Source organism: Streptomyces sp. NPDC034111 (assembly GCF_055575375.1).
This window is the reverse complement of record NZ_JBVIST010000017.1, coordinates 37,290-50,394: the sequence shown is the minus strand read 5'-3', so window position 1 is coordinate 50,394 and position 13,105 is coordinate 37,290. Positions and strand designations below refer to the sequence as shown.

Here is a 13,105-nt window from a genome sequence, read left to right as displayed (position 1 = left end):
GGCGGAGCGGAAACTCCGTCGATCGGCCCCGGCCGTTGCGTGTACGGTTCGAAATGACTCGTACACCTAAGGCCCCACGGGTGGCTTGACCCGTCTTGCATGTACGTAGGGACGCTGTCCTTCGACCTGCTTCTCGGCGACGTCCGGTCGCTCAAGGAGAAGCGCTCCGTCGTCCGTCCGATCGTCGCCGAGCTGCACCGCAAGTTCGCGGTGAGCGTCGCGGAGGTCGGGGACCAGGATCTGTACCGCAGGGTCAGGATCGGCCTGGCGGTGGTGTCCGGGGACACGGGGCACCTCAACGATGTCATGGACCGCTGCGAGCGCATGGTCGCCGCACGGCCCGAAGTGGAGCTGCTGTCGGTACGCCGGCGGCTGCACGGCGACGACGACTGACCCGATGACGGGGCACGTCGCCGCCGGTGGAAGCACAATTGTGGAAAGAAGAAGGAGACGGACCAGTGGCCGACAATGCGCGGGCGAAGAAGCTGGCGGACCTCATCCGGGAGGTGGTCGCCCAGAAGCTCCAGCGCGGAATCAAGGACCCGCGGCTCGGCTCGCATGTGACCATCACGGACACCCGGGTCACCGGCGACCTGCGGGAGGCTACGGTCTTCTACACGGTCTACGGCGATGACGAGGACCGCGCCAGCGCCGCCGCCGGACTGGAGAGCGCCAAGGGCATCCTGCGCTCCGCGGTCGGCGCCGCGGCCGGCACGAAGTTCACGCCGACGCTGGCGTTCGTGGCGGACGCCCTGCCCGAGAACGCCAAGACGATCGAGGACCTGCTCGACAAGGCGCGGGCCTCGGACGCCAAGGTGCGGGAGGTCTCCTCGGGCGCCCAGTACGCCGGTGAGGCCGATCCGTACCGTAAGCCGGGCGACGACGAGGACGACGAGGGCACCGCGGCAGAATGAAGCGCCAGAGCAACAAGCCGGGCGGTCTGGTCATCGTCGACAAGCCGTCCGGCTTCACTTCGCACGACGTGGTGGCGAAGATGCGTGGGATGGCCCGCACCCGCCGGGTCGGGCACGCCGGCACCCTCGATCCGATGGCCACGGGCGTGCTCGTCCTGGGCCTGGAGCGGGCCACCAAGCTGCTGGGCCACCTCGCGCTGACGGAGAAGGAGTACGTCGGCACGATCCGGCTCGGGCAGACCACCCTCACCGATGACGCCGAGGGCGAGATCACCGCGTCCAAGGCGGCGCACGGCCTCGCCCGCGAGGACATCGACGCCGGGGTCGCGCAGCTGTCCGGCGCGATCATGCAGGTCCCGTCGAAGGTCAGCGCCATCAAGATCGACGGCAAGCGGTCCTACTCCCGGGTCCGCGAGGGCGAGGACGTGGAGATCCCGGCCCGTCCGGTCACCGTCTCCTCGTTCGTGGTGCACTCCGCGCACGAGACCGAGGCCGAGGACGGCACCCCGGTGACCGATCTGCTGGTCTCCGTCGAGTGCTCGTCCGGTACGTACATCCGCGCCCTGGCCCGCGACCTGGGCGCCGGGCTCGGCGTCGGCGGCCATCTGACCGCGCTGCGCCGCACCCGCGTCGGCCCGTACAAGCTGGACCAGGCGCGCACGCTGGAGCAGTTGCAGGCCGCGGTGGACGATCCTGAGAGCGGCGGGCTGCCGGTCATGCCGATCGCGGAGGCGGCCGATGCGGCCTTCACCCGCTGGGACGTCACCGAGGCACAGGCACGGCTGCTGCTGAACGGCGCGCGGATCGCCATGCCGCGCTTCGAGGGCGGCGGCCCGGTCGCGGCCTTCGGGCCGGACGGCGGCTTCCTTGCGCTCGTGGAGAACCAGGGCGGGAAGGCCAAGAGCCTGGCGGTCTTCGCGATCTGAGCGCCACTGCATGTGGTGGAACGCGGGCCGCCCGGACAGACACGGAGCTCCGGCCCGCGCTCCACCATCCCCCTCCGCCTGATCTCTATCCACCCCGCCCGGGCCTTTCACTCAATCGATGAGGCGCGCGGAGTGAATCAAGGCGCGGAGGGGGGCGCTTTCCCCGCGCGCCCTGTCGTGACGATCACCGCCTGCCTACCGTCGGAGTCACGGGACCGGTGGGGAGGATGCAGCAAATGGCGTTGCTGGATGCCGAGGCGGACGCGGCACTGGTGCGCATCCGCGACCTGACAGGCCGGACGCGTGGCACGGGGTTCCTCGCCGACCACGACGGGACGGTCGTCACCAGCCATGAGGCGGTGGACGGCGCGGAGCGCCTGGTGCTCCAGCCCATGGTGCAGTCGATGGCCGCGGGCCAGGACGCCACAGCATGGATCCGCCCCGTGGAGCCGGAGGCCATCACCCGCCTACCGGAGGCCGGACTCGCCCTCGTACGGACCGAGAGCCTGCGCCCGCACGGCCTCGTCCCGCTGCCCCTCACCACGGGCCGCCCGGCCGCCGGCACCGCCGCACGGCTCTGGGCGGGCGGCTGGATCGACGGCACGGTCGTCGGCCCCGGCTGCGGAGTGGCGTACACGGCCCGGGGCCGCGTCCACCTCCTCGACGAGACCCTGGAGTTGGGGCTGTGCGCGGGCGGCCGGGAGGCGCTGCGGCTGGGCGGCCCGGCGGTCGGCGGACCGGTGCTGGACGCCCGCACCGGTGTGGTGCTCGGCGTACTCGGTCCCACGCTGCACAACGGGCGCCGGGCGGGCGGCTTCGCCATCGCGCTGCGCACGGGCGCCGGGACCGCACCCGGGAGCGCGCTCACCGACCTGCTGGCACGCAATGCGGCCACCGTCCCCGCGTACGGCAGCGAGCTGAACCTGGCCGGCGCCGTGCGGCTGGGCGCGTTCACCGGGGGCTCCGCCGAGCACCCGCCACGGTACGGGGAACCGGTCGAACGGCCCGAGATCACGGCGGAGTTCACGCGCTTCGCGGAGGCCGAGGAGCCCACCGCACCGCTGGTGCTCGCCCTGGTGGGGGAGCCCGGGACCGGGCGGAGCACGGAGCTGGCACAACTGGCGGCGCGCCGCGCGACGGGCCCGGCCCCGGCGCCGGCCGTCCGGCTGCGCGGCGCCGAGCTGCGGGCCGACGACGACGGCGTACGCACCGCGGTCGAGCGGGCGCTGCACGCCGCGGGCCGGACCCTGGCCGCCGCGGGCGGCACGGCCGGCGACCCGGCCGACATCACGCCCGAGGCGGCGGCCCGCCTCGCCACCGCGGCCGGCCGTCCGCTGCTGGTGCTCCTCGACGGACCCGAGGAGATGCCGGCGGAGCTGGCCCGGCACGAGCGGCTGGCCGCCTGGATGGCCGCGACCGCGGACTGGCTGCGGGCGGCCGGTGCGCGCCTGGTCATCGCCTGCCGCCCGGCGTACTGGGAGCGGGCCGGTGCGCTCCTCCCGCCCGGGCTCCTGCACCGTCCACGCCATCCGCTGCCCGCGCTGCCCCCCTGCGTGGCGATCGAAGACCTCCCCGAGGCATCGGCCCTGCGCGCCCGCAGACGCTACGACCTGCCCTCCGGCGGCGCCCCGGCCGGACCGGACGCCCGCCATCCGCTGGCGCTGCGTCTGCTCGCGGAGGTCCGGGAGGCGCTGCCCAAGGGCGAGGCGGCCGGGCGCGGCACCGACGGACCGCCCTCCCTCGGCACCCCCGACCGGCACCAGATCTTCGACGCCTATCTGGACCTGCTCTGTCTGCGCATCGCCCTACGGATCGCGGACGGGCACCGGCCCGTCCCACGCGGCAGCGCCGTACGCCGGCTGGCCGCGCAGGTCGCCGGTCAGGTGCACGAGGCCGCCCGCCGCTGCCTGGACTCCGGGCCGGGCACCCTGGACCGTACGTCCTTCGAGGAGGTCTTTCCGCCCGGGCCCGGCTGGGCCGCCGCGGTGCTCGCAGAAGGGCTGCTGGTGCCGGCCGGCCCCGGATACCGCTTCGCCCACGAGGAGTTGGCGGAGTGGCTCCAGGGCGCCCACGTCGACGTCGATCTGCTGCCCGTCCCCGGCGGGCACCGCGTCGGCCCGGCCATCCAGGGGCTGCTGCTGCTCGCCAGGCGGCACGGAACGGTGCAACTGACCTTCCGGCTGGCCGAGTTGGTGCCGATGGCGTGCACCCCCGCCTACGGGCCCTCGGCCGCGCCGGCCGAGGACGCCCGCCGGTGGGCCGTCCAGCTCCTGGCCGGGGTCCTGCTCCGGGTGCCCGACGCCGGGCCCTACACCGGTGTGCTGCGGCTGCTCGCCGACCGGATCACCGAACGGTCCTTGCGGGCGGGCGGCTTCGCACACACCGGCCTGGACGCGTTCGGGCCGTGGTTCTGGGAGCGGCTGTCTTTGGCCGACGAGGACCGGATGGATCTGCTGCGCCGGCTGCTGCCGGCCGACGGCCCGCCGGCCGTCGCGCGACGCCCGGACCGCACGGCACCGCACCCCGGCCACCACCCCTTCGCCGAGCCCCCCAGGGTCCGTGTCCACGCGGCCCCCGGGAAGAGCGCCACGGCGACCGTGACGGCCCCGGAGACCGACGACCGGGGCACCACGCCGGGGGAGACCGCCGGAGCCGTGCAGACCGCTCAGCGGGCCGTCCCCGCACCCGCCGCCACCTCCCACCCGCCACGCTTCCTCGACTCCGTGGCCACCCTGCTGCGCATGGACCCCAAGCGGATCCAGCCCCTGCTGTGCACCTGGTTCGACGACACCCGCCCCCTGCAACGCCCCGCCGCACACGCCGGGGAACCGGCCCGCCCCGTAGCCCCCTTACCCGGTGAGATCACCGTCGCGGCCGCCGCCCAGGCCCTGCTGCACACCCATCGGAGGCGGGCCATGGACGACCTCATGGAGACGCTGGTGGCGGCCGCCCACCCCAAGGGCGATGAGCTGCTGGAGGCGCTCGCCGAGGACGAGCCGTCGGCGGTCTGCCGGGCCGTCGACCGCTGGGCCCACGGCACCTGCCCCCAGCGCCGGCTCGCCGCCGTCACCTACGGGCGGCGGGCCGCCCCGTACGCCGCCACCGCCACCGACCGCGCGCTGCTGCGCCAGGCCGCCCTCCGGATCCTCGCGTGCACCGAGGACGAGGCCCACCACGGCTCCGCGCTCGCGCTGCTGGTCCACGATCCGGCCAGCCGTCCGCGCTTCCTCGACCGGGCGCTGGCCCGCTTCGTCGTCGGCGACCCCCAGCTGCCCCCGACGGCCTTCACGGGCGCGCTCACCGACGACCCCGAAGCGGTACTGGCCGCTTTCCGGGCCCGGCTGCTCGGCGACGAGGGCCCGCCGGTGGCGGCCGCGCTGCTGCGGATGCTCGCCGGCCTCGACGCCCCCGAGCTCGCCGCCCGTACCGCCGGCCTCGTCCGCGCCTACGCCGGCCACTGCCCGGAGCGCGCCGCGCACCCGGTCGCCGCGTTCCTCGCCCACCGGCTGGAGCGCGGCCCCGCCGCCCGCACCGCGCTCCGCCCGCTCGCCCTGGAGCTGCTGACCGGATACCCGCCACCGGTCCGGTCCGCGCTCGCCGCCGTACTCGCCGAGCCGGGCTCCGCCGGGTCGGCCCCGCTGCGCCGCGAGCTGCTGGAGGTGCTGCTGGCACGGGAGGAGTGGTACGCGGACACCGCGCGGCGGGCCGTGGACGCGGGCGCCGGCCGCGACACCCGCGTCCTGGAAGCGCTGCTGTGCGCCGCCGCCGAGGGCGCCGGGCGCCGGCCCGAGGAGCGCACCCGCGAGCTGGTGCACCGCACCGGCATGCTGCTGGCCCGTACCCGCGAGGGCGCGGTCTGCTTCGACCGGCACCTGGCGGAGCTGGGACGCCGGGTGCCCGGCTTCGCCCGCCGCGTCCAGGCCTGGGCCGCGGCCGACCCGGCAGGGTGGGCGGCCATGGTGGGCCCCGGCGCCCGGGCGACGCCCGCAGGGTGCTGAGGACGGGGAGCCCGGGGAGCCCGCGGCCCCTCCCTGTACCCCCCTTCGCACGAAGCACCGCCCCGGGCATGGCAGTCTTAGACCTGCGCCATGCTGACGTGGCGCAGTGGACTGACAAGAGTTCGGGCGAGGAGCGGGCACAGTGCAGCGCTGGCGTGGCTTGGAGGACATCCCCGAGGGCTGGGGACGCAGCGTCGTCACCATCGGCTCGTACGACGGAGTGCACCGCGGCCACCAACTGATCATCGGGAAGGCCGTCGAGCGCGCCCGTGAGCTGGGGATCCCGGCGGTCGTCGTCACCTTCGACCCGCACCCGAGCGAGGTCGTACGCCCCGGCACCCACCCGCCGCTGCTGGCGCCGCACCACCGGCGTGCGGAGCTGATGACCGAGCTGGGGGTGGACGCGGTGCTGGTCCTCCCGTTCACCAAGGAGTTCTCGAAGCTGGCGCCGGCCGACTTCGTGGTCAAGGTGCTGGTCGACAAGCTGCACGCCCAGGTCGTCGTCGAAGGCCCCAACTTCCGCTTCGGGCACAAGGCGACCGGCAATGTCGCCACCCTCGCCGAACTCGGGAAGACCTACGACTACACGGTGGAGGTCATCGACCTCTATGAGCGCGGTACGGCGGGCGGCGGCGAGCCGTTCTCCTCCACGCTCGCGCGCCGGCTGGTGGCCGAGGGCGATGTGGCCGGCGCGATGGAGGTTCTGGGGCGGCCGCACCGTGTCGAGGGCGTCGTCGTACGTGGTGCCCAGCGCGGCCGCGAGCTGGGGTTCCCGACGGCCAACGTGGAGACCCTGCCGCACACCGCGATCCCCGCCGACGGTGTCTACGCCGGTCTGTTGCACGTCGAGGGCGAGGCGATGCCGGCGGCCATCTCGGTCGGCACCAACCCGCAGTTCGACGGCAAGGTGCGCACGGTCGAGGCGTACGCGATCGACCGTGTCGGACTGGACCTGTACGGCCTGCACGTCGGGGTGGACTTCCTCGCCTACATCCGCGGCCAGGAGAAGTTCGACACCCTCGACGCGCTGCTGGAGCGGATGGCGGTCGATGTGAAGCTGGCGCGGGGGCTGATTGCTGGGGCGGGTTGAGCGCTGGGGTGGGTTGAGCGTCGGGGCCGGTTGAGCGCTGTGGTGAGTTGAGCGCTGAGGTGAGTTGGCGTCGGGGTGAGTTGGGCGCTGAGTCAGTTTCGCGTGCGGTGGCCTGGCGACCTTTGTCGGGGTGGCCTGACCGCTTTTGCCTGACCGCTTTTGTCGAAGTCACCTGACCAGTTTTTTCCCCGCCGCCCACCCCCCCTTCGGGGGGTGGGCGGGTGTAGTGGTGCGGTACGCGCTTTCAGCGGCGCCCCGTAGTGCCCCCGTGGGCACCCAGCAGTGCCCCGCGGCACCCCGGCAGCCCGCGACCCAGCAGTGCCACCCGGCGCCCCGTAGCGCCTCGCAGAGCCCACTCGCAGAGCCCAGCGGCAGCAGGCTTCCCGCGAAAGTGTGGTGGTGCGGCCGTCCACCGCCAACTCGGCTGGTTCCAGATGGAGTTCGGCCGAGAACAGTTCACTCATCCGAGGTAGGACGTGCTACGTCGCAGGACGTGCTGCGACGCGATACGGGGCGGGGCCCGGCACATCATCTGTGCCGGGCCCCGCCCCGTATTCACGCGCAGTACCGCGCCCGGTACCGCCCTAGGCGCGCCTCACTGCGGAGGCTGCTGCTGCCAGCCCGGTGCCAGACCCGGCTGCTCCTGCTGCGGGGCGTCCGGGGCGGGCTGTTGCTGCTGCCAGTGGGCCGGCGGCTGGGCGGGCTGCTGGGTCCAGCCGCCCTGCTGCGGCGGGTAACCGGCCGGCGGCTGTCCCTGCTGGGGCTGGCCCTGCTGCTGCCCGTGCTGCGGCTGCCCCTGCGCCTGCTGCTGGGGCTGACCCTGAGCCTGCTGGGCGTACTGCTGCTGGGCGTACGGGTCGCCGCCCATCTGCTGCTGCGGATACATCCCCTGCGCCTGCTGCGCCCGCGCGAAGTCCTCGGCAACCAGGGCCGAGAGGTTGAAGTACGCCTCGCGGGTCTTGGGCCGCATCATGTCGAGGTCCACCTCGGCACCGGCGGCGAGGTGCTCGTCGAACGGGACGACCACCACACCGCGGCAGCGGGTCTCGAAGTGCGACACGATGTCCTCGATCTTGATCATCTTGCCGGTCTCACGGACACCGGAGATGACCGTGATGCCCCGCTGCACCAGGTCTGCGTAGCCGTGTGCGGAGAGCCAGTCCAGGGTGGTGCTGGCGCTGCTCGCACCGTCCACGGACGGGGTGGAGATGATGATCAACTGATCGGCGAGGTCGAGGACCCCACGCATCGCGCTGTAGAGCAGACCGGTACCCGAGTCGGTGAGGATGATCGGGTACTGCCTGCCCAGGACGTCGATCGCCCGCCGGTAGTCGTCGTCGTTGAAGGTCGTCGAGACGGCCGGGTCGACGTCGTTGGCGAGGATCTCCAGACCCGAGGGGGCCTGCGAGGTGAACCGGCGAATGTCCATGTAGCTGTGCAGCTGCGGGATCGCCTGCACCAGGTCACGGATGGTCGCACCGGTCTCACGGCGCACCCGTCGGCCGAGCGTGCCGGCGTCCGGGTTGGCGTCGATCGCCAGGATCTTGTCCTGCCGCTCGGAGGCCAGGGTGGCGCCCAGTGCGGTCGTGGTCGTGGTCTTGCCGACACCGCCCTTGAGGCTGATCACCGCGATCCGGTAGCAGGACATCACCGGCGTACGGATCAGCTCCAGCTTGCGCTGCCGCTCCTCCTGCTCCTTCTTCGCGCCCAGCTTGAACTTGGACGGCTGGGCGTTGGCGCCCGGCTTGCGCTTCTTGGGCTGGTTGCGCAGCAGCCGGTCGGAGGTCAGCTCGACGGCGGCGCTGTAGCCGAGCGGGGCGCCCGGAGCGGCCCGCTGCGGCTGCTGCTGGCCCGGCTGCGAGTACGACGCGTAGTTCGCCGCCGCGTTGGGGTCGCCGGCCTGCTGTCCGGGGAGCGGCTGGTACTGCTGTGCCTGCTGAGCTTGCTGGGCCTGTTGTGCTTGCTCGGCCTGCTGGGCCTGTTGTGCTTGCTGGGCGGCCTGTGCTGCTGCTGCCTGCTGGGCCGCCTGCTGGTCGTAGCCGGGCTGTGCCTGCTGGCCCTGCTGCGGGTAGCCCTGGGCAGCCGTCTGCGGGTAGCCGTAAGCAGACTGCTGCGCGGCCGCGTTGGGGTGCTGTGCAGCCTGTTGCGGCTGCTGCTGGGCCTGCTGGGGGTAGCCGTACGCAGGCTGCGGATAGCCGTAGGCAGGCTGCTGCTGCGCGGGCGCACCCTGCTGCTGCGGATAGCCGGCCTGCTGTTGGGCCTGGGCCTGCGGATAGGCGGCCTGCTGCTGCGGGACACCCTGCTGTGCCTGTGCCTGTGCCTGTGCCTGTGCGTGTGCGTGCTGTTGGGCCGGCATCTGCTGGCCCTGCTGCGGCTGCTGACCCGCCTGAGGATGACCGGCCTGCGCGTAACCGGCCTGCTGCTGACCGGCTTGCGGGTACTGACCCGCCTGCGCGTGCTGCCCGGACTGTGGGTGCTGACCGGCCTGCGGGTGCTGACCGGCCTGCTGTTGGGCCTGTGCCATCCGCGGGTCCGCGGGCTGGAACTCGGCCGGCAGCGGCGGCAGACCGGCCTGCCCCGGCACACCCTGCTGCTGACCCGATGCCGCGGCACCCCAAGGAGCGCCCTGCTGCGGCGCCCCCTGCTGGGGAGCGTGCTGTGGCATGCCCTGCGGCGCGGCCTGCTGCTGCGGAACGCCCTGCTGCTGCGGCTGCTGACCCTGGACGGCCTGGGCAGCCTGCGGTGCGTGTACGGGCGGTGCAGTCTGCGGAGCGGTCTCAGGGGCCTGCTGAGCGACCTCAGGAGCCTGCGGAGCGACCTCGGGTGCCGGCTGGACGGGCGCAGCGGCCTCGGCCGCCGGAGCCGCGCCCTCGGCAGCGGAGTTGGGCGCTACGGCCTCCGGTCCGGCGACCTTCGACGCATCCGCATCCGCATCCGCATCCGCGTCCGTTGCCGCGTCCGCCTCCGGCTCCGCGTCGTCCTCGTCGTCGTCCCAGAGGGAGGCCGACGGGTCGACACCCGTACCGGAGCGCTGATTGCCGGAACCGGCAGTGTCGTTCGCGGACGGTGCGGCGGTGTCGGCAGAGGCCTCCGGCGCAACCGGGGGAGCGGCGGCCGGTGCGGCGCCACCCGTGTCCTGCGGGCGCAGCGTCGGGAACCCGGGCGGAGCGGCGTCCGCGGGCGGCGGCACGGCCGGAGCGCCCTGCTGCGGAACTCCGGGCACCGGGGCGCCCTGAGGGGGCACCGACGACTGGCCCGTGGACGGACCCGGGGGCTGCGCCACGGCCGGCGGAGTGGTGGGCGAAGGCGCAGGAGGAGCCGTGGGCGCGGCCGCGGCACTTGCGCCGCCACCGCTGGTGTCGTTGCTCGCGTACCAGGCCGGTGCGGCAAAGTCGATCTTGAACTCACCGGTCAGGTCGAACTCGGACTGGTCGTCGTCAGGATCGTTTCCGTCCGGACGGAAAGCCTCCTGCTCGTTCACTGTGCCTCCTGGTGTACTGCAACGCACCTGAACGGCAGGACCGGATACAGGCGGATCGTTCGGGTGTAGCGGAAGTCGGAACACACCACCCGGGGTTGCGCCAACACTAACTGTCTCCATCCCCGTGTCGACTGCCGTCGTGCGGTGCTCCTGCGGCTGTCCCCTACAGCCTAGTCAAGAGTCGGCACATAACGGCAGTCGATGCCATGTCGTCTTCAAGCCCCTTCGGCACGCCTACGGGCGCACCCGAGGATGCGCCCGTGAAGTGTGCCAGAGGCCGGTTGCGTACGAGGTGGGGCCTGCCACCCCGCGGGCAACCGGCCCGCGCTGCCGCTCAGTCCATACGGCGCGGCCCGCCGAGCAGATTGGTCTCCGCCTCCGTGGGCTGGGTCATGACGAACTGGTGGCCGCCGTCCCGCCGGCACCACAGCATGGCGTTGTCGCTGAGCGTCGGCAGCACCGCGCCGACCTGCTCCGGCAGCCGCATGATTCGCGTCACAACCTCCGCCTCCTCGGGCGAAAGCCGCTGGAGACCGACCAGATCGGCCCGGCTGAGCATCTGCGGCGAGCGCGGCCCGAGGAACGGCAGCACGGTCAGCACCGACTGCCAGGGGCTCGGGGCGAGCTGATTGCGCGGCGGCCGTGCGCCCATGTCCCGGATGACCAGCACGGGGCTGGAAACCGACGGTCCCTGCGGCGCGATCTGACGTACCTCGTGGACCGACACACACTGCTGTCCACCGCCCGCGTTCTGCGCCATCTGGGCCCAGGCCGGCGGACGCGCCGTCTCGACGGCGACCCGGGCACCGGTGGCGACCGTACGCAGCGCCAGCACCTGTGCCATCCACATGCTGCCGACCAGCGCGATCTCCAGCGGAGCGGGGCGCAGCATGCTGAGCACCGCGGGCTGGTTCTGCGGGTCGATGCCGATGATCACGCCGTCGTCGCCGACCGGCAGGGTCAGCGCACCGAGCGACTCGGCCGTCAGGACGTGCGGGCGGCGCCGCGGCCCGCGCAGGCCGAAACCGGGCCGGGGCTTCGGGCCGGTCGGGCCCGACTGCCCCTCCTCCGGACGCGGTTGGTGCGAGAGCCTGCGACCGCCGCCCGCCAACGGGGGATTGCGCCAGCCGTCACTGCTGGTGTTGACGCGGGGCTGATAGGTGGGAGAGGCCATCAGCGGGTACCTCCGAGGGGAAGCGTGGCCAGCAGGCCGGGCAGCTGTTCGCGGTCGAGGCGTACCAGCCCGACCTTCACGGAACCGGAACGGCGCTCCAACTCGCTCTGCGCGGCGGAGAGTTCGTTCTCACTGCGGGTGGAAAGACGGACGTAACCCGAGATGGCCGGGGCGCGCCCGCCGCCGTGCGTGGCGGTCAGCGCGAAGGTACTGGCCATCGCCCTGGTGCTGGTCAGCAGCTGGGTGACGGCCGCCAACGGGGCACCACCGGGGCCCAGTTGGGGCCACCGGCCGATCCAGTACGTGGAGTGCCAGCGGTCGTCACAGCGCATCGCCCGGGTCGTCTCCTGGGTGCGCCGGGCAGCCCGCCCGTCGCGCCCCATCGCGCCGTTGGCGGCCCGCGGGCTGACGCACACCGCGGTACCGATCGCGGCCACGACCTCGCGCTCGTTGAGCACCCGCGCCCGCACACCGTGCGCGGTCAGCCGGCTGACGAGCTGGTCGGCGGCGCGCAGCAGGGAACGCTTGGCGCCGTCCATCCCGCCGCCCCGGGCCTCGATGGCCTCCGAGCACAGCTCCGGGTCGAGCTTGAGCGCGATCCAGGTCAGCTGGACGGCCGGGGTCTGGGCCTGCGCCTGCAACGGGGCGTACGAGCGGGCCGCGACGGCCTGTTCGGGAAGGTGCGGCGCCGGTGCGGGCTGGGTGTACTGCACGAACTGCACCGACTCGAGGTGGATGTCCTCGATGTCGAGGGCGGTGTGCAGCACGTCGAGCGGCAGCATGTGGCTGCCGCGCTGCGGCCGCAGCGGTTCGTCACGGGCGTCCACCTGGACGATGGCCGTCAGGAACGTCCCGTCGCCGACGAACCCGATGGCCCGCTGATCCGCTTCGGTCGTGTACTCGAAGGTGCGCAGGGCCGGTTCGCACTCCACGACAGGCGCGAGGGCCGGGTCGACGCCCTGCGTGGCGGCGAGGGCGGAGGCGCTGTTCTTGCCGCGGCGCTTCATCGCGCGCACGGTGGTGATCCACTCCGGCAGCGGAATCTTGCGCCGCCGGCCGAGCGCGAAGATGACCAGCAGGACCGCCACGACGGCCGCCGCGGTGAGCGCGGCGGGGTGGATCGTCCAGCCCACCAGCACCAGTGCGGCGGCGAGTTCGATGATGGCCAGCTGCTGTACGCGCACCCCGCCGATCGTTCCGGCCTGCTGGCGCAACCGCGGTGCCACCGGACCGGCCGGGCGGGCCGAAGAACTCCGGCGGCCATTTCCTCTATTGCCCGGAGCTGTACCGTTTTGGTCAGCATTTCCCGCGTATTGCGGTGCAGCAGAAGGCTGTTGCTGCTGTTGCCGCCCATTGCGGCGTCGAGCCCTGGTGGCGCTGGACATCCCCCGGCCTGCTCCTCTACTGGTGATGATGGGCCTCTGGGCGTATGGGCCGCCGCTGAGACTGGTGCGTTGGAAGGTGGCACCCGTACCGTACGGGTCGATCGACACACGGCATAGTAGAGGGCGCTACGGCGTGA

The 13,105-nt window shown here is 73.2% G+C and carries 9 protein-coding genes; 6 read left to right on the top strand and 3 right to left on the bottom strand.

The genetic code is table 11. The features are described 5' to 3' along the window. Positions 1–99: 99 nt before the first annotated feature. The 5 genes from ACZ55A_RS28905 (at position 100) to ACZ55A_RS28885 (ending at position 6,928) form a co-directional block, all read left to right on the top strand. Positions 100–393, top strand: coding sequence for a DUF503 domain-containing protein (locus ACZ55A_RS28905; RefSeq protein WP_468846011.1), 294 nt, complete (start codon positions 100–102; stop codon positions 391–393). Positions 394–458: 65 nt separating this feature from the next. Next, positions 459–914, top strand: a complete 456-nt coding sequence (gene rbfA, locus ACZ55A_RS28900) for a 30S ribosome-binding factor RbfA (RefSeq protein ID WP_069571620.1) — start codon at positions 459–461, stop codon at positions 912–914. Next, a complete protein-coding gene (gene truB, locus ACZ55A_RS28895) occupies positions 911–1,840 on the top strand; it encodes a tRNA pseudouridine(55) synthase TruB (protein WP_468846009.1) in 930 nt (309 codons plus the stop codon). Before rbfA ends, truB begins: the two co-directional genes overlap by 4 nt. A gap of 236 nt (positions 1,841–2,076) precedes the next feature. Beyond that, on the top strand, positions 2,077–5,838 hold the full coding sequence (locus ACZ55A_RS28890; protein WP_468846006.1) for a hypothetical protein: 3,762 nt from the start codon (positions 2,077–2,079) through the stop codon (positions 5,836–5,838). A gap of 142 nt (positions 5,839–5,980) precedes the next feature. Next, positions 5,981–6,928, top strand: coding sequence for a bifunctional riboflavin kinase/FAD synthetase (locus ACZ55A_RS28885; RefSeq protein WP_468846004.1), 948 nt, complete (start codon positions 5,981–5,983; stop codon positions 6,926–6,928). Between the two features lie 595 nt (positions 6,929–7,523). On the opposite strand, the gene ACZ55A_RS28880 is transcribed toward ACZ55A_RS28885, so the two are convergent. The 3 genes from ACZ55A_RS28880 to eccE form a co-directional block, all read right to left on the bottom strand. Next, a complete protein-coding gene (locus ACZ55A_RS28880) occupies positions 7,524–10,409 on the bottom strand; it encodes an SCO5717 family growth-regulating ATPase (RefSeq protein WP_468846002.1) in 2,886 nt (961 codons plus the stop codon). Between the two features lie 334 nt (positions 10,410–10,743). Continuing rightward, positions 10,744–11,583 (bottom strand): hypothetical protein, encoded by an 840-nt coding sequence (locus tag ACZ55A_RS28875; protein ID WP_468846000.1) that lies wholly within the window; start codon positions 11,581–11,583, stop codon positions 10,744–10,746. Then, entirely contained in the window at positions 11,583–12,809 is a 1,227-nt protein-coding gene (gene eccE / locus ACZ55A_RS28870; protein WP_468845998.1) for a type VII secretion protein EccE, read from the bottom strand. Before eccE ends, ACZ55A_RS28875 begins: the two co-directional genes overlap by 1 nt. Between eccE and ACZ55A_RS28865 the strand changes: the two genes are divergently transcribed. Then, positions 12,803–12,994: a hypothetical protein gene (locus ACZ55A_RS28865; RefSeq protein WP_468846288.1), complete on the top strand. Its 192-nt coding sequence runs from the start codon at positions 12,803–12,805 to the stop codon at positions 12,992–12,994. The two genes, eccE and ACZ55A_RS28865, sit on opposite strands and share 7 nt — an antisense overlap. The last annotated feature ends 111 nt before the right edge of the window (positions 12,995–13,105 follow it).